Source organism: Aeribacillus sp. FSL M8-0254 (genome assembly GCF_038008845.1).
Lineage (GTDB): Bacteria > Bacillota > Bacilli > Bacillales > Aeribacillaceae > Aeribacillus > Aeribacillus composti.
Genome location: NZ_JBBOZY010000001.1, coordinates 1,588,598 through 1,615,171, shown reverse-complemented (window position 1 = coordinate 1,615,171; position 26,574 = coordinate 1,588,598). Strand labels below are relative to the sequence as shown.

Annotated in this window: 27 protein-coding genes; 11 read left to right on the top strand and 16 right to left on the bottom strand. The window is 39.1% G+C overall.

What is annotated here, in order from left to right; translation table 11 throughout:
• The first annotated feature begins 120 nt into the window (after positions 1-120).
• Positions 121-720, top strand: coding sequence for a YhcN/YlaJ family sporulation lipoprotein (locus tag NSQ44_RS07825; RefSeq protein WP_340856396.1), 600 nt, complete (start codon positions 121-123; stop codon positions 718-720).
• A gap of 550 nt (positions 721-1,270) precedes the next feature.
• Complete coding sequence (locus NSQ44_RS07820; RefSeq protein WP_063389656.1) at positions 1,271-1,471, top strand: YlaI family protein; 201 nt, start codon at positions 1,271-1,273, stop codon at positions 1,469-1,471.
• Between the two features lie 87 nt (positions 1,472-1,558).
• Here NSQ44_RS07820 and NSQ44_RS07815 read toward each other — a convergent pair whose 3' ends face one another.
• A complete protein-coding gene (locus NSQ44_RS07815; RefSeq protein WP_232515525.1) occupies positions 1,559-1,879 on the bottom strand; it encodes a YlaH-like family protein in 321 nt (106 codons plus the stop codon).
• Between the two features lie 23 nt (positions 1,880-1,902).
• Positions 1,903-3,741, bottom strand: coding sequence for a translational GTPase TypA (gene typA / locus NSQ44_RS07810; protein WP_094245652.1), 1,839 nt, complete (start codon positions 3,739-3,741; stop codon positions 1,903-1,905).
• Positions 3,742-3,890: 149 nt separating this feature from the next.
• Here typA and NSQ44_RS07805 point away from each other — a divergent pair, with 149 nt between their 5' ends.
• Entirely contained in the window at positions 3,891-4,076 is a 186-nt protein-coding gene (locus NSQ44_RS07805; protein ID WP_063389653.1) for a DUF5325 family protein, read from the top strand.
• A 462-nt stretch (positions 4,077-4,538) separates the two neighbouring features.
• Here the strand turns inward: NSQ44_RS07805 and NSQ44_RS07800 are convergent, their stop codons facing one another.
• Positions 4,539-5,333: an inositol monophosphatase family protein gene (locus NSQ44_RS07800; RefSeq protein WP_144596967.1), complete on the bottom strand. Its 795-nt coding sequence runs from the start codon at positions 5,331-5,333 to the stop codon at positions 4,539-4,541.
• Between the two features lie 163 nt (positions 5,334-5,496).
• Here NSQ44_RS07800 and NSQ44_RS07795 point away from each other — a divergent pair, with 163 nt between their 5' ends.
• Positions 5,497-6,132, top strand: coding sequence for a YktB family protein (locus tag NSQ44_RS07795; protein WP_063389651.1), 636 nt, complete (start codon positions 5,497-5,499; stop codon positions 6,130-6,132).
• A 51-nt stretch (positions 6,133-6,183) separates the two neighbouring features.
• On the opposite strand, the gene NSQ44_RS07790 is transcribed toward NSQ44_RS07795, so the two are convergent.
• Entirely contained in the window at positions 6,184-7,149 is a 966-nt protein-coding gene (locus NSQ44_RS07790; RefSeq protein ID WP_340856392.1) for an NAD(P)H-dependent flavin oxidoreductase, read from the bottom strand.
• Between the two features lie 198 nt (positions 7,150-7,347).
• Here NSQ44_RS07790 and NSQ44_RS07785 point away from each other — a divergent pair, with 198 nt between their 5' ends.
• Together NSQ44_RS07785 and NSQ44_RS07780 are read left to right on the top strand one after the other, a co-directional pair.
• A complete protein-coding gene (locus NSQ44_RS07785) occupies positions 7,348-8,820 on the top strand; it encodes an aminotransferase class I/II-fold pyridoxal phosphate-dependent enzyme (protein WP_063389649.1) in 1,473 nt (490 codons plus the stop codon).
• Positions 8,821-8,993: 173 nt separating this feature from the next.
• On the top strand, positions 8,994-9,923 hold the full coding sequence (locus tag NSQ44_RS07780) for a DMT family transporter (RefSeq protein ID WP_340856389.1): 930 nt from the start codon (positions 8,994-8,996) through the stop codon (positions 9,921-9,923).
• A 59-nt stretch (positions 9,924-9,982) separates the two neighbouring features.
• Here the strand turns inward: NSQ44_RS07780 and NSQ44_RS07775 are convergent, their stop codons facing one another.
• On the bottom strand, positions 9,983-10,192 hold the full coding sequence (locus NSQ44_RS07775; protein WP_130158509.1) for a hypothetical protein: 210 nt from the start codon (positions 10,190-10,192) through the stop codon (positions 9,983-9,985).
• 466 nt (positions 10,193-10,658) lie between these two features.
• Positions 10,659-10,790 (bottom strand): GapA-binding peptide SR1P, encoded by a 132-nt coding sequence (locus NSQ44_RS07770; protein ID WP_082830423.1) that lies wholly within the window; start codon positions 10,788-10,790, stop codon positions 10,659-10,661.
• Between the two features lie 500 nt (positions 10,791-11,290).
• On the opposite strand from NSQ44_RS07770, the gene NSQ44_RS07765 reads away from it, so the two are divergent.
• The gene (locus NSQ44_RS07765) at positions 11,291-11,665 is read left to right on the top strand and encodes a hypothetical protein (protein ID WP_094245636.1); all 375 of its coding nucleotides are present in this window, start codon (positions 11,291-11,293) and stop codon (positions 11,663-11,665) included.
• A gap of 282 nt (positions 11,666-11,947) precedes the next feature.
• On the opposite strand, the gene lpdA is transcribed toward NSQ44_RS07765, so the two are convergent.
• The 4 genes from lpdA to pdhA all read right to left on the bottom strand — a co-directional run bounded on the left by lpdA (position 11,948) and on the right by pdhA (position 16,841).
• Positions 11,948-13,363, bottom strand: coding sequence for a dihydrolipoyl dehydrogenase (gene lpdA, locus NSQ44_RS07760; RefSeq protein WP_340856385.1), 1,416 nt, complete (start codon positions 13,361-13,363; stop codon positions 11,948-11,950).
• A gap of 3 nt (positions 13,364-13,366) precedes the next feature.
• Positions 13,367-14,665: a dihydrolipoamide acetyltransferase family protein gene (locus tag NSQ44_RS07755; protein WP_340856384.1), complete on the bottom strand. Its 1,299-nt coding sequence runs from the start codon at positions 14,663-14,665 to the stop codon at positions 13,367-13,369.
• A 74-nt stretch (positions 14,666-14,739) separates the two neighbouring features.
• Positions 14,740-15,717 (bottom strand): alpha-ketoacid dehydrogenase subunit beta, encoded by a 978-nt coding sequence (locus NSQ44_RS07750; protein WP_063389643.1) that lies wholly within the window; start codon positions 15,715-15,717, stop codon positions 14,740-14,742.
• A gap of 2 nt (positions 15,718-15,719) precedes the next feature.
• Positions 15,720-16,841 carry a pyruvate dehydrogenase (acetyl-transferring) E1 component subunit alpha gene (gene pdhA, locus NSQ44_RS07745; protein WP_340856382.1) on the bottom strand — a complete coding sequence of 374 codons (1,122 nt, stop codon included), beginning with the start codon at positions 16,839-16,841 and terminating at the stop codon, positions 15,720-15,722.
• 515 nt (positions 16,842-17,356) lie between these two features.
• On the opposite strand from pdhA, the gene NSQ44_RS07740 reads away from it, so the two are divergent.
• Positions 17,357-17,491, top strand: coding sequence for a YjcZ family sporulation protein (locus NSQ44_RS07740; RefSeq protein ID WP_082829604.1), 135 nt, complete (start codon positions 17,357-17,359; stop codon positions 17,489-17,491).
• 97 nt (positions 17,492-17,588) lie between these two features.
• Positions 17,589-18,143 carry a peptide deformylase gene (gene def, locus NSQ44_RS07735; protein ID WP_063389641.1) on the top strand — a complete coding sequence of 185 codons (555 nt, stop codon included), beginning with the start codon at positions 17,589-17,591 and terminating at the stop codon, positions 18,141-18,143.
• Positions 18,144-18,322: 179 nt separating this feature from the next.
• On the opposite strand, the gene NSQ44_RS07730 is transcribed toward def, so the two are convergent.
• Positions 18,323-19,093: a Cof-type HAD-IIB family hydrolase gene (locus NSQ44_RS07730; RefSeq protein WP_144596957.1), complete on the bottom strand. Its 771-nt coding sequence runs from the start codon at positions 19,091-19,093 to the stop codon at positions 18,323-18,325.
• A gap of 375 nt (positions 19,094-19,468) precedes the next feature.
• Here NSQ44_RS07730 and NSQ44_RS07725 point away from each other — a divergent pair, with 375 nt between their 5' ends.
• Together NSQ44_RS07725 and rnjA are read left to right on the top strand one after the other, a co-directional pair.
• The gene (locus tag NSQ44_RS07725; protein WP_063389639.1) at positions 19,469-19,678 is read left to right on the top strand and encodes a DNA-dependent RNA polymerase subunit epsilon; all 210 of its coding nucleotides are present in this window, start codon (positions 19,469-19,471) and stop codon (positions 19,676-19,678) included.
• A gap of 6 nt (positions 19,679-19,684) precedes the next feature.
• Positions 19,685-21,352 (top strand): ribonuclease J1, encoded by a 1,668-nt coding sequence (gene rnjA / locus NSQ44_RS07720; protein WP_063389638.1) that lies wholly within the window; start codon positions 19,685-19,687, stop codon positions 21,350-21,352.
• A 333-nt stretch (positions 21,353-21,685) separates the two neighbouring features.
• Here rnjA and NSQ44_RS07715 read toward each other — a convergent pair whose 3' ends face one another.
• The 5 genes from NSQ44_RS07715 to NSQ44_RS07695 all read right to left on the bottom strand — a co-directional run bounded on the left by NSQ44_RS07715 (position 21,686) and on the right by NSQ44_RS07695 (position 26,563).
• Positions 21,686-22,930, bottom strand: a complete 1,245-nt coding sequence (locus NSQ44_RS07715) for an IS110 family transposase (protein ID WP_044899849.1) — start codon at positions 22,928-22,930, stop codon at positions 21,686-21,688.
• Positions 22,931-23,734: 804 nt separating this feature from the next.
• Positions 23,735-24,400 carry a potassium channel family protein gene (locus NSQ44_RS07710; RefSeq protein ID WP_269467019.1) on the bottom strand — a complete coding sequence of 222 codons (666 nt, stop codon included), beginning with the start codon at positions 24,398-24,400 and terminating at the stop codon, positions 23,735-23,737.
• A 27-nt stretch (positions 24,401-24,427) separates the two neighbouring features.
• Positions 24,428-24,889, bottom strand: coding sequence for a DUF6884 domain-containing protein (locus NSQ44_RS07705; RefSeq protein ID WP_063389636.1), 462 nt, complete (start codon positions 24,887-24,889; stop codon positions 24,428-24,430).
• 8 nt (positions 24,890-24,897) lie between these two features.
• Entirely contained in the window at positions 24,898-25,623 is a 726-nt protein-coding gene (locus tag NSQ44_RS07700; protein WP_340856379.1) for an NAD-dependent protein deacylase, read from the bottom strand.
• Between the two features lie 40 nt (positions 25,624-25,663).
• Complete coding sequence (locus NSQ44_RS07695; RefSeq protein ID WP_063389634.1) at positions 25,664-26,563, bottom strand: LysR family transcriptional regulator; 900 nt, start codon at positions 26,561-26,563, stop codon at positions 25,664-25,666.
• Positions 26,564-26,574: the final 11 nt, after the last annotated feature.

Sequence of the window (26,574 nt, the reverse complement as noted above, 5' to 3'; positions counted from 1 at the left end):
GAAAGATTCAGGCTTCTTTATAAGTTTTGTAGCTAGAACCAATGTTATTCGTCAAAGACGGAAGCACGAAATAAGTAATGGACTACTTTACACCTTACTTGTAAGAAAAGGAGTGATAGCATGCGCAGCTTTTTGATGTTTATTTTGCTTGTCAGCTTTATTTTAAACGGTTGTTCCACAAACGAAAATGCACGAGAGGAAAATCGTGGTGAAAACTATTCAAGAACAATTACTGTCAAAGATTCCGTGCGGGAAAATGTTGATCGCAAATCCGGCCAGGAAATCGCCCGCCGCTTGGCAAAAATAGCCGAAAATGTTCCAGATGTAAATGATGCAACTGCAGTTGTTCTTGGAAATTATGCAGTCGTCGGAATTGATGTCGACAAAAAGCTGGATCGTTCAAAAGTAGAATCGATTAAGTATTCCGTTGCAGAATCATTAAAAAACGATCCTTACGGGGCTTATGCTGTAGTTATTGCCGATCCAGACACAAATGAACGAATCCGCCAAATTGGAGAGGAAATTCAAAACGGCCGGCCCATTGGCGGCATTCTAGATGAGCTCGCTCAAATCGTCGGAAGATTGATGCCGGATCTTCCTGGTGACGCGACAGACAATCAACAAAAGCAGCCGATGAATGAAAAAGATCAGCTTCCGAAGTCAAAAAATCAAGAGCTGAATAAAGAACAGCGTGATCAATCAAACCAAAAACAACAATAAAGACATTAAAACGCTTAAGTCCGAAGCTTAAGCGTTTTTCATTGCTTTCAACACCTTTTAGTCAAAATCCGATGATGTTTTATCATATTTAATAAAATAACAACTCATAAAACATTGTTTCACTATCGACCTGCGCGGCTGAAGATCAGTATGTCTATTCATTTTAATAGCTTGACTATCGCCGGATGATTCACGATCCCAAGTCGGAACGGAAATGCAAATGGCTCTGGTTTGGATAAAGAGTATTGACCTGTCTCACAATGTTTTTTGCAATGCTCGAAAGTGGCTCAATAGCTTATTTTTCTGTCTTTTCTTATAGAAATTGTATTGTGTGTAAGTCCTATAAAGCTGCTGCTGGCTTGATTCTTTTGCAAAGTTGCAAAAGAAATTGTGTGAGCGGAAGCAAAACGTGATATACTATGCGAGAGGCGAGCGAGTATAGAGGCGTGTTGTCTGGAAGCAATCCAAACTATCATCGAAGCCTTTTGATGCTGAGACGAACAACGTTGTACAAAGCTTAAAAATTTGATTAGAAAGTGTGAGAAGCAAGATGAAAGTCAAATGTGTTTTATGCGATAAAATCGAAACAATTGATGACGAATCATTGAAGGCAAAACAGCTGAGGAATAGACCGATTCATACATATATGTGCAATACTTGCTATAATCGAATTACGGAAAAAACAAACAAAAGACTATCAACCGGAAAGTTCCGTTTGTACCGCGAAAGAAAAAGGAATGAGCTTTTTTGAGAACAGAAAAATACTCAGAAAAAAGTTAAACAGATGAAGGTGGTGCGCACTGGCACATACCGACATCTGTTTGTATTTTCTTTAAAGCTATGTGTTGTTTTCATTTTTTTTCGAATAGTAAAGCCGAATTTTATATATGCTTAAAATAAGGACAGCGACTACCAATCCTTCTGCAATCGGCAGAAAAATTGCCAAAAACGTCAGCACCGTACAGCCCAAAGCGAGAAATAAATAGATTATAGCAGACTTTAAAATCGGGAGCTTCTTAGCAAATCCCAGTTTATATACAATAATTGATAAAATCAGAATGGTAATATACAAATACCACATTCCGACATCATGCTGCTCATGAACACGGAAAAGACGCGCAAAAAAAGACAGCCTTTCAATTACTTGTTCTTCTGTCACTACGTCCCTCCCCCTTTCACTCATTAGCTTTGACTTGACAGTTTTTTCTTTTTCGCTGCTTTTTCCCTCTCGTTTTTATCCAAGATTTTCTTTCTTAAACGAATCGATTGAGGCGTGACTTCACAATATTCATCATCATTTAAATATTCAAGTGCTTCTTCCAACGACATGATCCGAGCTTTTTTCATTCCGACCGTTTGTTCTTTCGTCGAAGAACGGATATTTGTTTGTTGTTTTACTTTACATATATTCACAACAAGGTCATTTTCACGATTATGTTCACCGACAATCATCCCAGCGTACACGTCTGTTCCGGGTTCAACGAAAATCGTTCCGCGATCTTCGACCTGTTGAATGCCATAAGAGGTAGCTTTTCCTGTTTCCATTGAAACAAGAACCCCTTGACGCCTTCCGCCAACTTGTCCTTTTTGCATAGGCTGATACGAGTCAAACGAATGGTTTATGATGCCGTATCCTCTTGTTAAAGACATAAATTCGGTCGTGTAGCCGATTAATCCGCGCGATGGCACCATAAAAATCAAGCGGACTTGTCCATTTCCGTTATTGATCATGTCGACCATTTCCCCTTTGCGCGCGCCCAATGATTCCATGACAGGACCTGTGTATTCCTCTGGAACGTCCACCTGCACCCGTTCAACCGGTTCGCAAAGTACTCCATCGATTTCTTTTACAATTACTTCAGGCTTCGAAACTTGCAGCTCATACCCTTCCCTGCGCATGTTTTCAATTAAAATGGATAAATGAAGCTCGCCTCGCCCTGATACTATCCATTTATCCGGGGAATCCGTCGGCTCCACTCTTAGCGAAACATCTGTTTGCAGTTGTTCATGCAGCCTTTCTTCGATTTTTCTCGCCGTCACATATTTTCCTTCTCTGCCTGCGAAAGGGCTGTTGTTAACTAAAAACGTCATTTGCAGCGTCGGTTCATCAATCCGAAGAACAGGTAGCGCCTCTTGATGATCAACCGGACAAACCGTTTCCCCGACATTAATGTCTTCCATTCCAGAAACAGCGACAAGATCACCAGCTTTTGCCTGTTCAATTTCCAATCGTTTTAATCCTTTAAATCCAAACATTTTCGTAACACGGAAATGCTTCACACTTCCGTCAAGCTTCATTAATGCGACTTGTTGTCCGACTTTCATCTCTCCGCGAAAAATGCGGCCGATGCCGATCCGCCCAACATAGTCGTTGTAATCCAGCAGCGCCACCTGGAATTGAAGGGGTTCTGAGCTGTTATCAACAGGTGCAGGAATATGTTCGATAATCGCATCAAATAGAGCTTCCATATTTTCATCCTGTTTAGTTGGATCTGTGCTTGCCGTTCCGTTGATGGCCGAAGCATAAATAACCGGAAATTCTAATTGATCATCGTTTGCATCAAGCTCAATAAACAGCTCAAGCACTTCATCGACAACTTCTTCAGGCCGGGCAAACTCTCTGTCAATTTTGTTCACGACGACAATCGGTGTTAAGTTTTGTTCCAACGCTTTTTTCAAAACAAATCTTGTCTGCGGCATGCAGCCCTCATAGGCGTCGACAACTAGTAGCACGCCATCGACCATTTTCATAATTCGTTCTACTTCTCCGCCAAAGTCGGCATGACCAGGCGTATCTAAAATATTAATGGTCGTTCCTTTATATTCAATCGCCGTATTTTTGGCTAAGATGGTGATTCCGCGCTCGCGCTCCAAGTCATTGGAATCTAATGCGCGCTCCGCCACTTGTTCATTTTCCCTGAACGTTCCTGATTGGCGAAGCAATTGGTCAACCAATGTTGTTTTCCCATGGTCTACGTGCGCGATAATAGCAATATTGCGTAAGTCGTTTCTAACTTTCACACTGTCATCTCCTATTTGCTAAACTGAACCTAGGCTATTATACCATAAATACTGTGGAAACGTTGAACGTTTTTCGATAAACTAAAGATGGAAAGAGGCTTAAAGGCTATTAATGGTTTTCGTCTTGGATTGATGAAAGGAGGATGGGAATGGGCAACGGAAAATGGATATTTTGGGTTCTCGCCACCATTGCGGCGCTGCTTATTGTGTCGGTCGGCTTTGCAATAGGGGCTGGCAGCCTGTTGGGAGTAGTTGTTAGCATCATTGGAATTATTATTGTATTTGGACTCGGCTTTACCCAAAAAAAGAAAATGCGAGAGAGAGGATTATTATAAAGAATTTACATCTTGGCATCGACCATTTTATACTTTCAAACGGTTTATGATACATAGATCGTCCCCTCTACTGATAGAGGGGCTTTATTACATGGCATTAGTTTCTTTCAAACCTACAAAGACCCATCTTTTGTTTCACAATATGTTCGGTTTTAGCTAAAACTCATTTACAATAGCCTTTTTTCAAAAGACCAGCCAGAAATGGAATGGATACAAAGAAGTTCCATTTTATGTAAATTTTTAAACAACCCGATTTTTAGCCCTATTTACAAAACGTTGATTGCTACAACATTTCATTGCTCCACACTTGTTCCATTTTTCTCGCCTGCCATCACGATGTGTAGTTTGCCGAACGATACCAACTCTTTCGTATTTTTATAAGAGACTTTTTATACTGCTTTCTTCATGCTTGTTTTTTAGTAAGCTGTGATGATCTATAAGCTGTCAACAGCATTTGCAGCTTTATATTTTCCCTTTAATATACTCCTCGATAATTTGTTGATGAATGGTTTGGTTAGCGGTGAAAATGCTTTGCTTTTTAAGTAAATCGACTGGTTTTCCGTCAAGCGTTGTCGTAACCCCGCCTACTTCGTCGACAAGGATTAAACCTGCCGCAAAATCCCAAGGAGCAAGTCTCATTGTAATATAGCCGTCCAGCTTGCCTGCGGCTACATAGGCAAATTCAAGAGCGGCTGAACCAAATGATCTCGTTCCTCTTAAACGTTTGACAAGCGGACTTAATATTGATGGGTCAATTCGTCTGTTTTCCACCAGCCATGATGCATTCAAGCCGATGATGGATTCTTCTATTGTTTTCTTTTGTAACGGCGGAAGCTCCGTTTTGTTTAAATAGGCGCCGTTCCCCCTTATCGCATGGTACATTTCATCTCTGACGACATCATAAATCAGTCCTATTTGACCGACACCATCCGCAAAAACAGCAACCGAAATGCAGAAATTCCGCTTTTGATGTACAAAATTCATTGTGCCGTCAATCGGATCAATTATCCAAACGATACCGTCCAATGATTTCAATTCATGACCGGAACCTTCTTCTCCTAAAATGCTGTGTTCCGGAAACGTTTTGCGAATATTTTCCCAAAAGAAATGCTCTACTTCCCGGTCAATATTCGTCACTAAATCGTTTGGACTTGATTTCGCTTCAACGACCAGCTTTTGTTGAAATGATTGGCGAATTCTTTCACCAGCCTCATAAATCCATTGCTTTGCTTTTTGATCTATTTCATGCCAGTTCATCTATCTTACCCACTTTCTATTCAATCACCTTTTTTAGCATACTGTAAAGAAATGGAGAAAATCAAGTTTTTCACCTTTTTCATTGCAATATTTCACCCACATTATTTTTCTTTCTCTGTCGGTTTGTGCTACAATGTGGACAAACAACACAAGGAGGATTTTTATGGATTTTGTGCCATTTGTGAAGGAAGATTTTGAAGTTTTTCAAATAGACGGTTTAGAAGCGAGAATGGATGAGCTAAAAAAGCGGGTGCGCCCAAAACTTGAAGCGCTGGGACAGCATTTTGCACCTACTTTGTCTGCTTTGACGGGAGATGAAATATTTTATCATGTAGCAAAACATGCCCGCCGTACCGTTCATCCTCCCAATGACACATGGGTTGCATTTGCAAACAGTAAACGGGGTTATAAGAAGCTCCCTCATTTTCAAATCGGATTATGGAGCACACACGTCTTTGTTTGGTTTGCCATTATTTATGAATCCCCTGTGAAAGAAGAAATCGGAAAACAATTTCTACAGAATTGGCAGCAAATTCGAAAGCAAATTCCTGAAGATTATTTCTGGTCAGCCGATCATACAAAACCAGATGCGGAAAAACAAAAAAATTTATCTGACGAAGATTTTCAACGAATTTTTCAACGTCTGCAATCGGTGAAAAAAGCAGAAATGTTATGCGGCATCAACCTTCCAAAAAATGAAGTTCTCTCCATGAGCAGGGAGCAATTTTTGGAAAAGGTTGACGAGACGTTTAAAACGTTAATGCCGCTTTATCAAATCACACAAAAAAGCACTGTTTAAAAATGGTCAGGATGCGCTGCATCGCTGACCATTATTTCTTTTGAAAAACAATTAAGCAATGCTGGACCATTTCCGCCTTATCTCCTTCGTCTGTTCAATGATTTCGTCAAACAGTTCCGCAACGGACGGAATATTTTTTACCAGCCCTATAGATTGACCGGCCCATGCGTATCCTTCCTCGATTTTGCCTTCATAAATATATTTTTTGTTCGCTTCTCCACTAATGAAATCTTTTAGCGACTCATAATCTCCTCTTTCTCTTTCAATTTCCAAAATTTTTTCGGTCCAATTATTTCGAAGTGCCCGACCTGGTGCCCCTAACGACCTTTTAATAATGACGGTATCAAGTTCAGTACCGTTGACAATTGCTTCTTTATATAACGGGTGTGCATGAACGCATTCCTTCGTTGCAATAAAACGAGTTCCCATTTCAATCCCTTCAGCTCCAAGAGCCAATGCTGCCATTAGTCCCCTCCCGTCCGCAATGCCTCCAGAAGCAATCACCGGAATGGAGACAGCTTCCACTACTTGTGGAATTAATACGAAATTGCCGATATCGTCTTTTCCTAAATGACCGCCGCCTTCCTGTCCGACGACCATCACTGCATCTGCTCCAAGCTCTTCCGCTTTCTCCGCTTGTCTTCTTGCCGCAACGAGAACTAGTTTTTTTACATCGATACCTTTTAATTGGTCAAAAAGCGGAGCCGGGTTCCCGCCAGTGATGGAAATGACCGGCACTTTTTCTTCAATCGCCACATCAAGCATATCGGAAAATGGACGGCCATGCTGACCGATGGCGAAGTTCACTCCAAACGGCTTATCCGTTTTTTGTTTCACCTTCCGTATTTCCTCTCGAAGCGCAGCTGGATTCGGAAGAGACATAGCCGTGATTTGACCGAGCCCTCCTGCATTGCTTACTGCACTTGCTAATTCTGAATACGCTAAATAAGCAAGTCCCCCTTGAATGATCGGATATTTAATCCCTAGCAATTCGGTAATTTTTGTTGAAAATACCATGTTTCCCCCTCCCCATTTCGTATTATTCTTTTTCCACGCATTAAATTCCTTCTTTATAAAAACGTAGCTCAAAACAAAGAGAAGCACAAAGATATTAAAAACCCTATTTAATGCCTTTTGCAGGTTTTAAAGGAAAGTGCTATAATTTCATTTGTTTTTAATTTTGGGGAACCTTTAAAAAGTAGGTGAAAAGGAAAATTGTCACAGCATGATACACCATTGTTTACAGGTCTTTTAGAACATATTCAAAAAAATCCAATTCAATTTCACATTCCCGGCCATAAAAAAGGAGCCGGAATGGAGCCAAAATTCCGAGAATTTATCGGACATAATGCTCTGGCGATGGACTTAATTAATATCGGTCCTTTGGATGATCTTCATTCGCCAAAAGGAATTATTAAAGAAGCACAAAAATTGGCTGCTGAAGCTTTCGGTGCCGATCACACCTTTTTCTCGGTACAAGGTACGAGCGGAGCCATTATGACAATGGTCCTGTCGGTTTGCGGACCTGGAGATAAAATTATTGTTCCAAGAAATGTTCATAAATCGGTCATGTCAGCAATCATTTTTTCAGGGGCTTCCCCCGTTTTTATACATCCTGAAGTGGATAAAAACCTCGGCATTTCTCACGGAATAACGACAGAATCAGTTGAAAAAGCTCTTCAGCAATATCCTGATGCAAAAGGGCTTTTAGTTATTAATCCAACGTATTTCGGAATCTCAGCTGATTTAAAACAAATCGTAAATATTGCTCATTCATATAATGTCCCTGTTCTTGTAGACGAAGCGCACGGCGTCCACATTCATTTTCATGACAAGCTGCCATTATCCGCCATGCAGGCAGGGGCAGATATGGCGGCAACTAGCGTTCATAAGCTGGGAGGATCGATGACGCAAAGCTCTATTTTAAATGTTCGGGAAGGTCTTGTGTCTCCTGACCGTGTTCAATCGATTTTAAGCATGCTGACTACGACATCGACATCCTATTTGCTTCTTGCATCACTGGATGCAGCTCGAAAGCAGTTGGCAACGAAGGGCTATGAATTATTAGAGCAAACGATTCAATTGGCGAATCAGACAAGATACGAAATTAACAAAATTGATCATCTATATTGTGTAGGAGAAGAAATTTTGGGAACGAATGCAACGTATGATTATGATCCGACAAAATTAATTATTTCTGTGAAGGAACTAGGCATAACGGGATATGATGCAGAGCTGTGGTTAAGAGAACAATACAACATTGAAGTGGAGCTTTCCGATCTGTACAATCTGCTCTGTCTGATCACGCCTGGTGATACAGAATATGAAACATCACTTTTAATAAAAGCGCTTCGTGCTTTGTCAAAAGAATTTTCCCATCAGGCAAACAAGCAAGCGGAAGTCTCTGTCCTTCTGCCCGATATTCCTGTTTTGGCGCTGACACCTAGAGATGCTTTTTATGCAGAGACGGAAATGGTGCCTTTTGAACAATCTGTCGGACGCATTATTGCAGAATTTGTCATGGTGTACCCACCGGGCATACCGATTTTCATACCAGGAGAAATCATCACTAAAGAAAATTTACATTACATCCGAAAAAATTTAGATGCCGGCCTGCCTGTTCAAGGTACAGAAGATCCAACTCTTTCCTACATTCGCGTTATTAAAGAGCATAAACCGATTAAATGAGAAATCGCTGAAGAAGCTTTATAAATCCATACATTCGAGGACAAGTCGAAAAACGGATGAAACCAAATTTTGCTGAAGATCGACCATAAAATAATTTTGCTGCGGTAATGGCTAAAACCATTACCGTATTTAATTTATAATAATATTCAATTCTTTTAAAAGGAGCGACAACAATGAAAGAATATCAATTTCCCGTTCCGCCTATTTTTATTTTACTAATTGGTGTTATTTCTATTTCATTTTCTTCTATTTTTGTTAAATGGTCTGATGCACCTGCATCTATATTAGGAATGTATAGACTGCTTTTTACGGTGATCGTTATGCTGCCGTTTCTCCCTTGGAAGAAAATCAAAACAGGAGCTATTAACATTCAATGGAAGGATTGGATTCAACTACTTTTATCTGGAATCTTCCTAGGTTTTCATTTCTTATTTTGGATGGATTCCCTTAGATATACAACAGTAGCAAGTTCAATGATTATAACTACATTAGAGCCTGTATTTGTTATGATCGGAGCTTATTTTATTTTTAAAGAGAGAACAAACCTTATTGGGATTGTGAGTATTATTATAGCTGTTAGCGGTTCAATCATTATTGCATGGGGAGATATTAATCTTTCTACAAAAGCATTATATGGAGATTTCCTTTCATTAGCAGGAACGTTAGCAGTAGCCATTCATATGCTTTTTGGACAAGTATTATGCAAAAAAATTCCAACATCAATATATAGTTTTTGTGTGTTCTTTATAGGTGGATTTGTATTATTGATTTACAATCTTAGTTACGAGATCCCGCTGATTCATTATTCAGTTCATGATTGGGGCATATTTGTACTTCTAGCACTAGTCCCCAATATTTTTGGTCACGCATTATTTAATTGGCTTTTAAAATATTTGGATGCTACGACGATTTCAATGAGTATTTTAGGTGAACCAATAGGGGCAATTATATTAGCATACTTATTTTTAGGAGAAGCTACATCTATTTCCCAAATGATTGGCGGAGCGTTATCTTTAATTGGAGTCAGTATGTTTTTGAAAAATAAAGGACTTTCTAATAAGGAATTGACTACGAATGCTTCTGTAAAAAGTGCTAATACATAACTAAAATATGGACGACGGCCTTCCTGCTTCGTGGGGAAGGTCTTTCATTAAAAAAATAGTTAATAGATGTAATGAAATATTTTTTGATAAACAAACGGTAAAACGGAAGCAATAATTAAACCTGTAACAATTGAAGATATGGTGAAGATGATGAACTCCCGAAGCGTTATTTCTTTCCTCTTAAAAGCGATGATGAATACCCTTATCATAGAAAAGACAGTAATAAATATAATAATTGCCGAAAAGACGCTTGCTGCCATTACCTCCATTGTAAAGCTCCTTTCACAAAAATCCTTTAGCTACATTTTACCGCCTAATGAATGGAATAGACACCACTTTTTATACTTTTATTGCAAAGACATCGATAACAAACTTCGCTATATCGAATTGCTGCCAGTTCCAATATTGGCTGCGAAATTTGTCGTAACTCCAATAAATTTTTCATCCAACCTTTTATGCACAAGTGACATTTGGTATATGTTTCATCAATCTTTACAAACCGCATCGCTGTCGTTTTAACACTTAAAAACCGCAATGACCGTACTTACTGAAAAAGACAAAGGTGAATTGATAAAAAATGAATTCAAACGATGTTTTTCTGTCTTAGCTCTCAATCACAATCCTGCAAGCATCCATTCCATTAAGATCACCAGCATTTGCTTTACATAAAAAAAAGCTGCCTTAAAGACAGCCCATTTATCTTAAACCCCTTTGTTACACGTGTTATTCAATATGTTATTGATGATTGCTTTTTTTACGATTCTTTTCTGTACAGCAATTGTTGCATTTACCATACAATACCGTAACTTTTTCATCATCAAAGAAATGAATTGTTGAATTGCAGTCTTGACAGACAATTGTTCCCATCCTGTATTCCCCTTTTCCATATAGCGTCATAAAGAATAAAGTGGAGACAAAATGACCTGATAGTTATATATTAATATGTCACATTATATTCGTCAAGCAGAAAATTGTATAACACATTTATTTTTTTATGCATTAAAAAATATGTAAATTGATTTTATCCGTTACAATTAAAGTTTTGTACATTTTATATGGGGATGGGGACATTTTTTTGGTTCAAAGTAGCTTTCAAATGACCTTTATCTTTATGATCATTAGCATTACATGATTGCTGAGTATGATCCATTACGTGCATCTAAAGTCTACAACCCAACAACTCAAACATTCGCTCTATATATCATACTTCTCGTACACGATTTGAATTTTTTAATTTGTTTAAATAATATTTTATTTTTGTAACATTTGCATAACATTCAAAAGTGGCGGAATTAAATATGTTAAAATGGCGTTAAGAAAAAATGAACACATTTTACCAGTTTTCTTTAAACGAAAGAGGTAGGACAATGGTGAAATTTATTGCATATACCTATACCGTTGCCGTACTGCTTCTATTGTCATCTTGTATTGCTGATCCGAAAGACGATCACTCGATTTCAAGCTCCGACAAAAAACAAATTCTTTTTTTTACCGACCAAAAAATGATGGAAAAAGAATCAATTTACTACGATGCTTTATTAGATTTAAAAAAACAATTTCCAGAGGAAATGGACAATATGATGATCTACCAAGCTGATCATCCTGAATCTAAACGGTTTAATATTAAAACATATCCTTCCATTATCGTGATGGATCATGACGGCATCATTTTGCATATTAAAGGATCAGTTTCAACAAAAGATGAAATTGTAGAGCCGGTCTCAGAAGTGCTTTCCGAATAATGAGAATGTCGGTTTGAGGTAATTAAGCGCTGAGAAGATTCTTTAGTTAAATAGGATTTGTGCTCAAAATCTCTGCACAACATATTTTTGTGAAAAAAACTTTCACAACAGTGAGAGAATTGTTCCATCATTTATTTTTCATCATAAAGGGGTTGTCCAAAAAGTCAAATCCCCATTGAAAACAAATAATCATAAACACCGATATATCAACGTTATTAAACATTAAAAGGGGCAGTCAATAAGCCGAAAAAACGACTTATTAGACTGCCCCTTTGGGCTGCATTACTTATTTATAATATGAATCGGTGTTCCAAGTGCAAGTTCGGCAGCTTCCATTGCAATTTCTCCTAATGTCGGGTGGCCATGAATCGTCAAGGCAATATCTTCTGCCGTCATGCCTGCTTCGATCGCAAGTCCAAGTTCAGCAATCATATCTGATGCGCTGACACCTGCGATTTGAGCCCCAATAACAAGGCCGTCTTCTTTTCGTGTAATCAATTTTACAAATCCATCGGTTGCATTTAATGACAATGCGCGGCCGTTTGCTGCAAATGGAAACTTAGCTGCCACAATGTCAATTCCTTCGTCTTTAGCCTGTTGTTCCGTATATCCGACAGAAGCCAACTCAGGTTCTGAGAAGACAATGACAGGAATTCCGTTATAATCGATTTCAGAAGGTTTTCCAGAAATCGCTTCTGCAGCAATTTTCCCTTCATATGAAGCTTTATGAGCAAGTGAAGGTCCTGGAACGATGTCGCCGATAGCATAAATATTTGAAATATTTGTCCGGCACTGTTTGTCAATTTTAATGTAGCCTTTTTCATCGATTTCTACTCCGACTTGTTCGAGACCAAGTTCATCAGTGTTTGGTTTGCGTCCTACTGTAACTAAACAATAGTCCGCTTCCACTACTTGCTCTTTTCCTTTCGCTTCAAATGTCACTTTTACTCCGTCTTTTGTTTCTTCAACACCTTTTGCAAGTGCGCTAGTATGAATTTCGACATTTCCTTTTTTCTTCAACGCTCTTTTTACAAGAGCTGTCATTTGTTTTTCAAATCCTGGAAGAATTTCTTTGTCTCCTTCAATAATCAAAATTTCAGTGCCGAAATTCGCATAAGCAGTTCCAAGCTCTATGCCAATGACTCCCCCGCCAATAATAACCATTTTTTTCGGAACTTCTTGCAGGGACAACGCTCCAGTTGAGTCAATGACTCGCTCAGAAAATTTAATGCTTGGAATTTCAATTGGACGGGAGCCAGTTGCAATGATTGCATTTTTAAATTTATACGTTTGAGCTGAATTCTCGTTTATGATTCTGACGGTGTTGCGATCAACAAAATATGCTTCGCCTTTTACAATTTCAACTTTATTTCCTTTTAAAAGGCCTTCAACACCGCCTGTAAGTTTTTTGACGACACTTTCTTTCCAAGCTTGCACTTTAGAAAAGTCTAGTGTTACATTTTCAGCTTTTATTCCTATATCTTCTGATTCTTTTGCCTCTACATAACGGTGTCCTGCACTAATTAATGCTTTAGAAGGAATACATCCAACATTGAGGCAGACGCCGCCAAGAGATCCTTTTTCAACGATCGTAACTTTTTGCCCTAATTGCGCAGCTCTTATTGCAGCCACATAGCCGCCGGGACCAGCTCCTATGACGAGAGTGTCAGTTTCAATCGGGAAATCTCCTACTACCATTTATTACGCCTCCATTAGTAATAATTGGGGATCATGCAATAAACGCTTAATATGGTTAAGCGCATTTTGTGCAGTTGCACCGTCGATCATTCGATGGTCAAAGCTTAAAGACAGCGCCAAAACAGGGGCTGCAACGATTTCTCCGTTTTTCACAACCGGTTTTTCAGAAATGCGTCCGAGACCTAGAATGGCTACTTCTGGATGATTAATGACAGGAGTAAACCATTGGCCGCCAGCGGAACCGATATTGGTTATCGTGCATGATGCGCCTTTCATTTCATTTGGAGTAAGTTTGCCCTCACGCGCTTTTGTTGCCAATTCATTAATTTCTGCAGAGATTTCAAAAATCGATTTTCGATCTGCATGTTTGACAACAGGAACTAAAAGTCCTTTTTCCGTATCAGCTGCAATTCCGATATTGTAATAGTGCTTATGAATAACTTCTTCTGTTTCATCATCAAATGACGTGTTTAATACTGGATATTTTTTAAGTGCCGATGTTAAAGCTTTGACAACATAAGGCAAATATGTAAGCTTAATGCCTTGTTCTGCCGCAATAGCTTTAAATTTCTTCCGATGTGCAACAAGCTCTGTTACATCGACTTCATCCATTAATGTTACATGTGGCGCAGTTTGCTTCGATTTAACCATCGCTTTTGCAATTGCTTTTCGAATACCGCTGATTTTCTCGCGGGTTTCTGGGAATTCTCCTTCAAGGACAACCGGAGCCGGCGCTGCTTTTTCTCCTGCCGATACGCCTGTTGCAGCTTCTTTTTCCACGTTTTCGACAGGTTTTGCTTCTTCTTGTCCACCTTTCAGATAAGCATCAATATCTTCCTTCAATATGCGCCCGCCGTTTCCTGAGCCTTGTACCAATCGAATATCAACGCCTTTTTCACGCGCATATTTTCGGACGGACGGCATTGCAATAACGCGTCGGTTAACATCTACGTCTTCTGAAGCAGACTGTGAAGCGTTGCTTTCCACTTTTTGCTCTTCTGTGGAAGGCTTTTCTTCTTTTGCTGCTTGACCGCTTTCATCGCCTTTTGATTGATTTTCATAACCTGGAGCATCAATTGTGACTAATACTTGACCGACAGTTGCAACTTCCCCTTCATTCACTTTTAATTCTAATACTTTTCCTTTTACAGGGGAAGGGATTTCAACTACTGCTTTGTCATTTTGCACTTCACAAAGAACATCATCTTCATTGATTTCATCACCAGGTTTGATAAACCATTTTACTATTTCACCTTCATGAATGCCTTCACCGATATCCGGCATTATAAATTCAAAAGCCACAGATTTCAACCTCCTAAATAATTTTCAGTTGATGGCCGAAAAGAAGAAAAGATGATGCTCCTCTTTTTAGCCAATTAGAAATTCAATGCTTTTTTAGCCGTTTCAACGATATCTTTGTAGTTTGGAAGCCATACATCTTCCGCTTGTGAGAATGGATAGACAGTGTCCGGAGCTGCCACGCGGAAAACTGGAGCTTCCAAGCTAAGAATCGCTCTTTCATTAATTTCTGCAACAACATTAGCAGCAATTCCTGCTTGTTTTTGGGCTTCCTGCACGACAATCGCGCGGTTTGTTTTCTCTACTGAAGCAATAATCGTTTCTATATCCAGCGGACTTACTGTTCGTAAATCGATCACTTCTGCTGAAAAGCCCTCTTTTTCAAGTTCGTCAGCAGCTTTTAAAGATTCATGCACCATTGCCCCGTAAGTGATGATCGAAATATCTTTCCCTTCACGTTTTATATCCGCTTTGCCGATCGGAATTGTATATTCTTCTTCCGGAACTTCATCACGGAAGGAACGATAAAGCTTCATATGCTCCAAGAAAATGACCGGATCATTATCCCGAATTGCTGAAATAAGCAACCCTTTTGCATCATAAGGGGTGGAAGGAATAACGACTTTTAAACCAGGCTGCTGCGCCATCAAGCCTTCCAAGCTGTCCCCGTGAAGCTCAGGGGTATGAACGCCGCCGCCGAAAGGAGAACGAATGGTGATCGGAGCATGCCAGCGACCCCCGGAGCGATAACGCAAACGCGCCATTTGTCCAGAAATGGAATCCATAACCTCATAAACAAAACCGAAGAATTGAATTTCAGCTACCGGACGAAAGCCTTGTGTGCTTAAACCGATTGCTAAGCCGCCAATTCCTGATTCTGCCAGAGGTGTATCAAAAACTCGGTCTGGGCCGAATTCTTTTTGAAGTCCTTCTGTTGCACGGAACACACCGCCGTTTACACCAACATCTTCCCCAAATACTAACACATTTTCGTCGTTTTTCAGTTCCGTACGCAACGCATCAGTGATTGCTTGAATCATTGTCATTTGCGCCATGCTCACTTCGACTCCTTCTCTTTATAAATTTCATATTGTTCTTTTAGGTTATAAGGCCAGCTTCCTTCTTCAAACATAATGTTGATTAAGTCTGTCACTTTTTGTTTTGGAGTTTCATCCGCTTTTTTGATTGCTTCTTTTATATCTTCTTTCGCCTTTTCGATAACTTCGTTTTCTTCTTCCTCGCTCCACAATCCTTTTGCTTGAAGGAAGTTTCTGAAACGAACAAGCGGATCTTTTGCCTCCCACTCGTCATCAAGCTCTTTTGCCCGATATCTCGTTGGATCGTCTCCAGCCATTGTATGCGGACCGTAGCGGTAGCATAATGTTTCAATTAATGTCGGACCTTCGCCGTTTATTGCCCGTTCACGCGCTTCCTTCACAGCTGCATATACAGCAAGAGGATCCATTCCATCTACTTGTATACCCGGAATTCCAGCTGCAACTGCTTTTTGTGCAAGTGTTTCAGCGGAAGTTTGCACTTCTACAGGTGTTGAAATTGCAAACCGGTTGTTTTGAACGATGAAAATAGCAGGTGCTTTAAATGCCCCAGCAAAGTTTATTCCTTCGTAAAAGTCGCCTTGAGACGTTCCTCCATCACCTGTATACGTAACAGCAACTGCTTTTTTGCCGCGTTTTTTCAAGCCTAATGCCACTCCTGCAGCTTGCACATATTGGGCGCCGATAATAATTTGCGGTGAAAAAGCGTTTACGTCTTCAGGTATTTGGTTTCCATGAAAATGCCCGCGGGAATATAAAAATGCTTGATACAAAGGCAATCCATGCCAAACTAACTGCGGTATATCACGATAGCCCGGGAGAATGAAATCCTCTTTTTCCAAGGCAAAATGAGAAGCAATTTGCGATGCCTCCTGTCCGGCAGTCGGTGCGTAAAAACCTAAACGACCTTGACGATTTAAAGAAATTGAGCGCTGGTCCAACACTCTGGTGAATACCATTCGTCTCATTAATTCCTTTAATTCTTCATCAGAAAGGGAAGGCATCGCATCTTCATTCACGACTTCGCCTTTTTCGTTTAAAATTTGGAACGTTTGGAATTCCTTGCGAATCGCATCAAATTGCTTTTCGCTGTCAACGACAACATTTTTCGCCTTTTTTGCCATTCAACACACCTCTTCGTTTCATTTTCTCAGCCTTTAAATTCATCCATAAAACTAGATTACCCCAAATTGTTCATGGAGACACACATAACGGAGCTTTTATTGCCAAAATCGTCAAGTACATTGCAAGATTGTTTGACAAACTGTATTAATTTTTTTATTAAAAATAGTAATACACATTTAATTCACTTCATAGTGTACACTCTTTTTTCACATGCGTCAATTAATTTGTTTATATTTAAAACAACATATAAAACGTTTTCAAAATTATTGGAAATATTTTTATTTTTAAATCTGTACTAATACAACAGATAATTCTGTATCACTATTACAGATACAGATTGGAGCAAATCATTTATTCGGGGAGCGTGTTGTTTTACCTAATAAAATGAAGAATTTATATAAATAAGGAAGTCTTCTAGGCAAACGTCTATACCTTTATTTTGCTTCATCATACGATGATATAGACATTTGACCTAAATAAGGCGATACAAAGTCCTTATGTGGAGGTGAAAGAGATGCATTATTATTCCAATCCGTCTTATCATTACCCATCATACGGATATTTTCCAGTTTCAAACTGGACATTTGTATTGATCGCTGTGCTTTTTATTTTGCTCATTATTGTTGGGGCTGCCTGCTTAAACTATTAATTGTTGATTGTCCGATTTTCGGGCAAGTCTTTTTTGTTTCTTTTAAAAGATTTATGTATAATGAAATTTGTTGATATAGGTTCAGGAGTGATTAGCAATGATTACAATGGAAGATATTATTAAGGAAGGACATCCAACTCTTCGTCAAGTTGCCAAGGAAGTGGAATTGCCCGCTTCTGAAGAGGAGAAAAAAATTTTAGCGGAGATGCTTCAATACTTAAAAAACAGTCAAGATCCAGAGATTGCAGAAAAATATGGATTGCGGCCTGGGATCGGTCTTGCCGCCCCGCAAATTAATGTATCAAAACGAATGATTGCCGTCCATGTGACGGATGAAAAAGGAAAATTATATTCGTACGGCCTGTTTAATCCAAAAATTGTAAGCCATTCAGTGGAACAAAGTTATTTAACAAGCGGTGAAGGATGCCTTTCCGTTGACAGAGAGGTTCCAGGATATGTTCCGCGTTATGCACGCATCCGCGTCAAAGGGGTTGACCTTGAAGGCAATGAAGTCGACCTTCGTTTAAAAGGTCTTGTCGCTATTGTGTTTCAGCATGAAATAGATCATTTAAACGGCATTATGTTTTATGATCGGATCAATAAAGAGAATCCTTTTAAAGAACCGGAAAATGCAACTCCAATTGACAGATGAAGCCAGAAGTTAGCGCCCGGCATCCAAGCCGCGGAATATTTTGAAGCAAAACGAAAATCCATGCAAAAAATCCCGAATAGTTCTTTCGGGATTTTTTGTTCATAAAGAGAAACTTTTTGTGCACACTACCATTTGAAATCGCCTTTGCAAGGCATTTTTTTTAAGTTTAGCTTCGGGATTTATATCAACTGCAATTGCTTTGCAGCATAAAATATTCCATCTTCATCAACAGGCTTTGTAACAAAATCAGCTACTTTTTTCACATGCGAAACAGCATTACCCATAGCAACGCCTGTTCCAGCAAACGAGATCATTTCTATATCATTCAAACCGTCTCCAAAAGCAACCACATCTTGACGGCTAACGCCAAGCATATCCATTATCTTTTTGATCCCTTCTGCTTTCGACCCTTTTTTTGGAACAACATCAGTTGAAAGCTGGTGCCAGCGGACAAATTTTATCTCTTCAGAAATATTGAACTGTTCTTCTTCTCCTTCTTTGCAAAACAAAAGCGCTTGGTAAATATGTTTTTCTTGAAAATAATCAGGTCTGCACTCAGGATGCGAGAGGTGCAAAGATTTCAAACTTTCATGAATAAACGGATGATCTTCCACATTTGCTTTCATATCTTCTTCACTCAAAAATACAAGCGGGTAATCAGTATTTTCAGTCGCTTCGATTAATTGCTCCAACGCATCGACCTTCAAAGGATTTTCATAAATGACTTCTCCTTCATGCACAACATACTGTCCGTTATAGCTGACATAAGAATGGATTCCGAGCTCTTCTCTTAGCTTTTTAAACATAAAAGGGCCGCGGCCGGTTGAGATGGCGACGTGATGTCCGGCTTTTTTCAAACGGGAGACCGCGTCAAGAGTAGATTCCGGCAAACGTTTATCATGATCCAATAAAGTACCGTCTATATCAAAAAAAATAAATTTTTTCCCCATGTTCAATCTCCTTTTCTCTTTCGTGAAAATCTTATTTATACTAAACAAAACGGTATAGTATGCAAACGCTTTATGTCAATAGAGCTTTTCCACGTTTAGCCATAAAAAAAATAAAAAAATAGCATATAATATTAGTAAATACAATCGGACTCGACTTTGACATCTTAATGAAGGAGGAGTTGATATGTTAAAACGTTTGAAGAAAAAAATTAAAAAACAGTGGAAGCAATTGCTTCGCAGAAAATCGATTGCTTAAAGAAACCGGGCGGCTTTAGCCCGGTTTTCGTTATTTTCAATGAAGGTTGGATTTGCCATCAGAATCGACTATAATAATAAAAGCTAGTTTAACATGGAAAGTAAGGAGAGATTACGCAAATGATGTTTAAAGTTTTTTATCAAGAAAACCCGAATGAACCGCCTGTTCGGGAAAGAACGAAAACATTTTTCGTTGAAGCGGAATCAGAAAGAGAAGTTCGTGAAAAATTAAAAGGCCGCTCCATAAACATAGAATATATTCAACCGATCAGCGGCCCGTTTTATGAATTTGAAAAACAAAGCGAAAATTTTTCTGTATTGGAGAAATGATAGTATATGAAATTTGTAAAAAGAGACCAAGTAGCAGCATTCGCCCTCGGCGGATTGGGCGAAATCGGAAAAAATACGTACGGTGTGCAATTTCAAGATGAAATCATTTTAATTGATGCTGGAATTAAGTTTCCAGAAGACGAACTTCTAGGGATTGACTATGTGATTCCGGACTATACGTACTTAGTAAAAAACCAAGAAAAAATTAAAGGCTTGTTCATCACACATGGCCATGAAGATCATATAGGCGGTATACCTTATTTGCTGCGGGAAATTAATGTACCAATCTACGGCGGTAAACTGGCAATCGGACTGATTCGCAATAAGCTTGAAGAGCATGGACTTTTAAGACAAGCTAAACTAAACATCATCCAAGAGGATGATGTGATTCGGTTCAGAAAAACTGCCGTAACTTTTTTCCGTACAACTCACAGCATTCCAGATTCATATGGAATTGTTGTCAAAACTCCCGCAGGAAATATCGTTCATACAGGAGATTTTAAGTTTGATTTTACTCCAGTCGGGGAACCTGCAAATTTAACTAAAATGGCGGAAATCGGCAAAGAAGGTGTGCTCTGTCTTTTATCGGACAGCACAAACAGCGAAATTCCTGAATTTACAATGTCTGAAAGACGGGTCGGCGAAAGCATTCACGACATTTTCCGAAAAGTAAGCGGCCGCATCATTTTTGCAACATTTGCATCCAATATTCATCGACTTCAGCAAGTAACAGAAGCAGCTGTTAAAAACAATCGAAAAATAGCTGTTTTTGGAAGAAGTATGGAAGCAGCTATCCAAATTGGTCAAGAACTCGGGTACATTCGCTGCCCGAAAGATACGTTTGTTGATGCAAATGAAATAAACCGTCTGCCCGCTCATCGGGTCGTGATTTTATGTACAGGAAGCCAAGGCGAACCAATGGCCGCTCTGTCCCGAATTGCAAATGGAACTCATCGGCAAATCCAAATTATTCCCGGCGATACGGTCGTTTTCTCATCATCGCCCATCCCAGGGAACACTTTATCGGTTTCAAGAACGATCAATCTGCTTTTCCGCGCCGGTGCGGAAGTAATTCACGGGTCGTTAAATGACATCCACACATCTGGCCACGGCGGACAGGAAGAGCAAAAATTAATGCTGCGGTTAATGAAGCCAAAATATTTTATGCCGATTCATGGAGAATATAGAATGCAGATCATGCATATGAAACTAGCTGTCGATTGCGGAGTTCCAAAGGAAAACTGTTTTATTATGGATAACGGAGATGTGCTGGCGATGAACGACCGCGAAGCATCCATTGCCGGTAAAATTCCGTCCGGATCCGTTTATATTGACGGAAGCGGAATTGGCGACATTGGAAACATTGTGTTAAGAGACCGAAAAATTTTATCTGAAGAAGGACTCGTAATCGTTGTCGTCAGCATCAATATGAAAGAGTTCAAAATTGCTGCAGGACCTGACATTATATCGCGCGGCTTCGTTTATATGAGAGAATCCGGCGATTTAATTAAAGATGCCCAAGAACTGATTACTAAGCACTTAAATAAAGTATTGGAAAGAAGAACTACGCAGTGGTCGGAAATCAAAAATGAAATAGCCGATACACTCGCTCCGTTTTTATATGAAAAAACGAAACGCCGACCGATGATCTTGCCAATTATAATGGAAATTTAAGTAATAACTTGTGATCGATCCCTCTTGTGTTGACAGTGGAACATACTGTTTAACATAAGAGGGATTTATTTTTTGCAAAAATGTCCAGTTGTTATTTTGTCGGCTCATAACACGAAGCATCCGGCCGCTCTTGCTTTTTTAGGTAGATGGTTTTAAAGCGGGCAGCCGTCAGCTAAAAGTTCTTATAAAAAACGAAAAAGTGAGTGCTTGCAGAGAAGAAAGACGGAGATCAAAGTCTGAAATAAATACTTTGGGTTCCAAGTAATAAAAATAGGCATAGCAAAACAAGCCATCCATCGATGACTTTATTGGAAATATTTGGTTGATTGATCATCAAGTTGTAACTGCCGTCACTCGAAAACCTTGACTTTTAGCTAATAAAATCGCTTGTTCTACCGTGATCTCACGGTTTACTGGAAGAACGTCTGATTTTTTATATAATTCTGGATTATACGGCTCTTTCTTTTTGAGAATGTTGTATATAGCTGTTAACAGCATTCGGGCAATTGCAATAATTGCTCGTTTGTGACCACGACGTTTTTTAAGTTTTAAGTAGCGGTTTCGAATTTCGGGATGCTTTTCACTTTTGACCACAGCAGTTGCACACTGTACCAAAAGAGGCTTGATGTAGCAGCCAGCTCTCGAAATTCTTACTGACTTTTTCTTGCCGGCACTCTCGTTATTCGTGGGTGTTAGTCCTGCCCAGGAACATAAATGCTTAGCTGTCGGAAACACGTCCATATTAACACCTATTTCCGAAACCACGGCAATGGCGGAAAAAATGTTCTTAAAGGACGGAACAGTTAAGATTAAGTTGATTTCTTCTGTGTAGGACTCGGCAAGAGAAAGGATAATTTTTTCAAGATCTGCTTTACGAGATTGAAGATCTTCATAGTGCTGTTTAATGACCTTTAATTTATCAGCCTGTTCCGGTGTAATATATCCGTCTATGGCGAGTTCCAAATCAGAAAGTTTCTTCTTCATGGAACCGTGAATTAAAGGTTCTATGTCAAAAGTGGTATCCAAGGGATTCCCTAAAATCTTGTCAATAATGTTCATGGAGCTTTTACCGAAGGTATCCGAAACAACATTTCCAAGTTGAATATTAGATACAGTTAAACAGTTCTGAAGACGATTCTTCTCACTCGACATAAAATTAGTCAATTTAAAACGATAACGCATAAGGTCACGAAGCTGTCTGATAGCCAGCGGTGGCATAAAGCTTCCAGCTACTAGATCATGCTTAAATAAATCGGCAATCCATTTGGCATCTTTTTTATCAGTTTTTTTACCACGGATAGCCTTAACATATTTTGGATGTGCAAGAGTAATGTTACAGGAATCCTCTAGAACATTAAACACGGGAATCCAGTATTTCCCGGTAGATTCCATACAAACATCCTTACAGTTATTTTCACAAAGCCATTGTGACAGCTCTTTCAATCCTTTTGTATAGGTAGAAAAGCGATGGCGTTTGTAAGTAGTGACACCTTTGTTGGTAGAAGCAATACAGGCAACAACAAAGGTTTTGTGGACATCAATCCCACAGCATATTGGATAAACAATCTTTAATCCCATAGGGATAACTCCTTTCACGTTATTAAAGGGATAGACAGCATTGACTGATTGCCCAGCAATAAACGAGTAGTTGTTTATACAAAGATAAGTCTGCGTGCTCGAAGTCACACTTATTTGTGCTTGGAAAGGCAATCTACACATATAAACATGCGGTCACCCTGCAACCAGAGTGGCCCACTCACCTCCGCGTGATTTGTAGTTGACTGTTATCCCTATGACTTTAGAATAATAAAAATAACGCCGGTGGCACAATTGTTTCATTACGTTTTGTGCCTTGAGCGAAGCGAAAGGAATGGGTATAAACATGTAAATGAAAAATACCGAAAAGTTTTATGGTTAATTTTTTCGATATACAAGTGTTTAATAGAAGAGCAGAAAGACATTTTATGTACGTTTGTGCCATCATATAAATTTATACGCAATCATTTGAAAAACATTTGATGAAAAAATTCGACTTGGATAATGTCATAATCAGAATTTTTCAGGAGCAGGTGCTGCAAGTGGCAGCAGTAAAGGGAGATAATAAAGAAATCAATTTGTAGTTAAAGAAGACATGTATTCGATTGCCAGAAAAAACAACGACATTCTTGCAATAAGCAAGGATTTTGAGCCGGCAAACAAAAAAAGAATGAGAAGAACTGTCTTTAGGCATTCTAGACAGCTGCTTCTCATTCAATTACCATGTAAGCTTCAAATGATTGTTTTTACTTGACTGGATAAGTTCAGTTCATTCTTCAGTAGATTTTGATTTTGCCCATGCGGATGAAACATTTAAAGCTCCGAAAGAATGTATATAAGTTTTCATTATTCTCCTAGCACTTTCTTTTCAAACCGATCAATATCGACGTCAGCTCCGATGACAATTAAAATATCTCCTGCCTTGATTACTTCTGTAGCTTGCGGCGATACGATAATTTCGTTATTTCGTTTAATCGCAACAATATTGATTCCGTATTTCGCACGAATATCGAGCTCGATGAGAGAATGGCCGGCAATGTTGCGGTTAGCAGCAATTTCAACAATGCTGTGCTCTTCCGACAGCTCAAGATAGTCCAACACATTGTTCGAAAGAAGATTATGGGCAAGCCGCCGCCCCATATCCCGTTCAGGGTGAACAACTGTATCTGCTCCTATTTTTGACAAAACCTTTTCATGATAGTCGTTTTGAGCCTTCACCGTTATATGCTTAACTCCTAGTTCTTTCAACATAATGGTTGTCAAAATGCTCGCTTGAATATTGTCGCCGATGGCTACGATCACATGATCAAAATTTCTGATTCCCAAGCTTTTTAATACGGCTTCATCCGTTGTATCCGCTACAACAGCATGTGAAACAATATTGGCAAATTCGTTTACTCGATCCTCATCCACATCAATGGCAAGCACCTCTGCTCCTTCTTCCGATAACGTTCGGCAAATGCTTCCGCCGAACCGCCCCAACCCGATTACGGCAAACTCCTTTTTCATCAATACTCCCCCATTACAACTTGAATGACATTATTCTTGTATTTCTTGGCCAAAATCAATCGCTTGTTTCAACTTTTGCTGCATAAACCCTATTCCTTTGCAATCGGAAAGAGGATAATGAAAAGCTGTCTTATTTGTAAACACTTGTTCTATATATGGACGGAATTTCTTTCCTCCCAAAAGAACAATATCATCTACATCTAACAAATTTTTTTCAACCGCTTGTTCCTTCAATTGGTTGATTGTCATTAATTCAGGATGCTTTTTCATGCTAAAGGAAACATTGTAAGGACCAGGCACAAAATCATTTGGCCGCAAAAAGCCATGCTTGGCAGACAAAATCACCCATTCATCGAAAAATTTTTTAGCATACGCCTGGCAAAGGCGGTGAAAAACTCCTATATACGCTTTTTCTGCGGAAACAGCACCTGCACTGGGCTCTTTATCCCATACTTTTTTTGTTCCGCAAGGTATGACACAAATCCTTCTCATTTAACATTTCACCTGTTCAATCGATTATTCAATTCATTCAAAAATTGTAAAATATCGTTATGAAAAACAAAATCAGCCCATTCATCGAAGTCTGTTTGTTCTTGGTTGACAATCACTAATACCGCTCCCATCCTTTTTGCCAAAAACGGTATTTCGTTCGCTGGCCGAACTGTTAAAGATGAACCAAGCACGATCATAACGTCTGCTTTTTCACTTTCAAGCTCCGCATCTCTAAAAGCATCTTCCGAAAGCAGCTCTCCGAACAGTGTAATGGAAGGACGAATAAAGCCCCCGCAGCCGCAATAATATTGATTTTTCAAGTATACATCATTTAGAAAGCGTTGGCCGCAATTGTGGCAGTGAAACGTTTGAAGTGTTCCATGAAGTTCAATAACGTTTTTGCTTCCTGCTAAGAGATGGAACCCATCAATGTTTTGAGTAATAATCGATTGAATCTTCCCTTCCTTTTCCCATTTTGCCAGCAAGTAGTGTCCTTCATTCGGAGATTTGCTTTTATATAATTGAAGGCGTTCTTTATAAAATTGAATAAATTCATCACGGTTTGTCTCCATCGCTTCAATGCTTGCCAATTTACTCGGATCCTTTTTGCGCCACAAACCAGTTTTTGAACGATAATCCGGAATTCCGCTGGCAGTGGACATTCCTGCGCCAGTAAATACAACAGCATGTTTAGATTGTTGCAAAAGATCAGCGATTTCGGATATCAAAGCCATCTTTTTTCATCCTTTTTTATTAATTGTGAAAACAATTATTTTAACCTGAACTTACCATTTTTTTATAAATGAAATCAATAAATTCGTCAACAATTTCTTTGCGGAACCGTTCAGTCCGAGACAATATCGATAAATGCCGTTTAATTTCCACATCTTTTATTTTCAATTCATGTAAGTAGCCGTATTTCAGTTCTCTTGACACCGTAATCCTCGGCAAAAAGCCGATTCCCAGCCCGGATTCTATAGCAGCTTTTACAGCCTGCGTGCTTCCTAGCTCCATATAATAATTTATTTTATCTAACACCCCATATTTTTTTAAAGTATTTTCGATAATGAGACGGGTTCCTGAATTTTTTTCTCTCCAGATCATTTTTTCTTTTGCCAGCTCTTCAATGTCAATTTGTTTTTTCTCCTTCAAAGGATGCTCTCTTCCGCATACTAAAATAAGCTCGTCATCGACAAGCTTTTTTACATGAAAAATGCTGTTTTCTACAACTCCTTCTACAAATCCGATATCAATTTTGCGGTCAACAAGCCGATCAATAATGCCCGGAGTATTAGAAATCGCTAATGAAAGCTTTACATCTGGCACTTCTTTTTTAAATTTTCCGAGCAGACTAGGCAAAAGATATTCCCCAATTGTCAACGTCGCTCCGACACTTAGTGTAAAATCTTTGTGTCCGGTTATTTCCTTTACTGCTTCTTTTGATTGTTGAATTTCTTCCACAATATTTTTGGCAATCGGATATAACATTTTGCCGGCTTTTGTCAAAGTCATTTTTCCGTTCGAACGGTCAAACAATGGGGTTCCATAATAATCCTCTAGTTGATGGATTTTTCTCGTAACAGCCGGCTGGGACACATAGACAAGCTTTGCAGCACGGCTGATGCTCCCTTCCTCAACAACAAGACAAAACATTTTTAAACTTTCCAAATCCAATTCGGAATCAC

Bases quoted from the DNA above. Each gene is read 5' to 3' on its own strand.
- NSQ44_RS07715 (WP_044899849.1), bottom strand. From the start codon at position 22,930: ATGGGATTAAAGATTGTTTATCCAATATGCTGTGGGATTGATGTCCAC.
- NSQ44_RS07725 (WP_063389639.1), top strand. From the start codon at position 19,469: ATGATGTTTAAAGTTTTTTATCAAGAAAACCCGAATGAACCGCCTGTT.
- NSQ44_RS07805 (WP_063389653.1), top strand. From the start codon at position 3,891: ATGGGCAACGGAAAATGGATATTTTGGGTTCTCGCCACCATTGCGGCG.
- NSQ44_RS07705 (WP_063389636.1), bottom strand. From the start codon at position 24,889: ATGAGAAGGATTTGTGTCATACCTTGCGGAACAAAAAAAGTATGGGAT.
- NSQ44_RS07795 (WP_063389651.1), top strand. From the start codon at position 5,497: ATGGATTTTGTGCCATTTGTGAAGGAAGATTTTGAAGTTTTTCAAATA.
- NSQ44_RS07730 (WP_144596957.1), bottom strand. From the start codon at position 19,093: ATGGGGAAAAAATTTATTTTTTTTGATATAGACGGTACTTTATTGGAT.
- NSQ44_RS07740 (WP_082829604.1), top strand. From the start codon at position 17,357: ATGCATTATTATTCCAATCCGTCTTATCATTACCCATCATACGGATAT.
- rnjA (WP_063389638.1), top strand. From the start codon at position 19,685: ATGAAATTTGTAAAAAGAGACCAAGTAGCAGCATTCGCCCTCGGCGGA.
- NSQ44_RS07775 (WP_130158509.1), bottom strand. From the start codon at position 10,192: ATGGAGGTAATGGCAGCAAGCGTCTTTTCGGCAATTATTATATTTATT.
- lpdA (WP_340856385.1), bottom strand. From the start codon at position 13,363: ATGGTAGTAGGAGATTTCCCGATTGAAACTGACACTCTCGTCATAGGA.
- NSQ44_RS07780 (WP_340856389.1), top strand. From the start codon at position 8,994: ATGAAAGAATATCAATTTCCCGTTCCGCCTATTTTTATTTTACTAATT.
- NSQ44_RS07800 (WP_144596967.1), bottom strand. From the start codon at position 5,333: ATGAACTGGCATGAAATAGATCAAAAAGCAAAGCAATGGATTTATGAG.
- NSQ44_RS07820 (WP_063389656.1), top strand. From the start codon at position 1,271: ATGAAAGTCAAATGTGTTTTATGCGATAAAATCGAAACAATTGATGAC.
- NSQ44_RS07700 (WP_340856379.1), bottom strand. From the start codon at position 25,623: ATGGCTTTGATATCCGAAATCGCTGATCTTTTGCAACAATCTAAACAT.
- NSQ44_RS07825 (WP_340856396.1), top strand. From the start codon at position 121: ATGCGCAGCTTTTTGATGTTTATTTTGCTTGTCAGCTTTATTTTAAAC.
- NSQ44_RS07765 (WP_094245636.1), top strand. From the start codon at position 11,291: ATGGTGAAATTTATTGCATATACCTATACCGTTGCCGTACTGCTTCTA.
- NSQ44_RS07790 (WP_340856392.1), bottom strand. From the start codon at position 7,149: ATGGTATTTTCAACAAAAATTACCGAATTGCTAGGGATTAAATATCCG.
- NSQ44_RS07770 (WP_082830423.1), bottom strand. From the start codon at position 10,790: ATGGGAACAATTGTCTGTCAAGACTGCAATTCAACAATTCATTTCTTT.
- NSQ44_RS07750 (WP_063389643.1), bottom strand. From the start codon at position 15,717: ATGGCGCAAATGACAATGATTCAAGCAATCACTGATGCGTTGCGTACG.
- pdhA (WP_340856382.1), bottom strand. From the start codon at position 16,841: ATGGCAAAAAAGGCGAAAAATGTTGTCGTTGACAGCGAAAAGCAATTT.
- def (WP_063389641.1), top strand. From the start codon at position 17,589: ATGATTACAATGGAAGATATTATTAAGGAAGGACATCCAACTCTTCGT.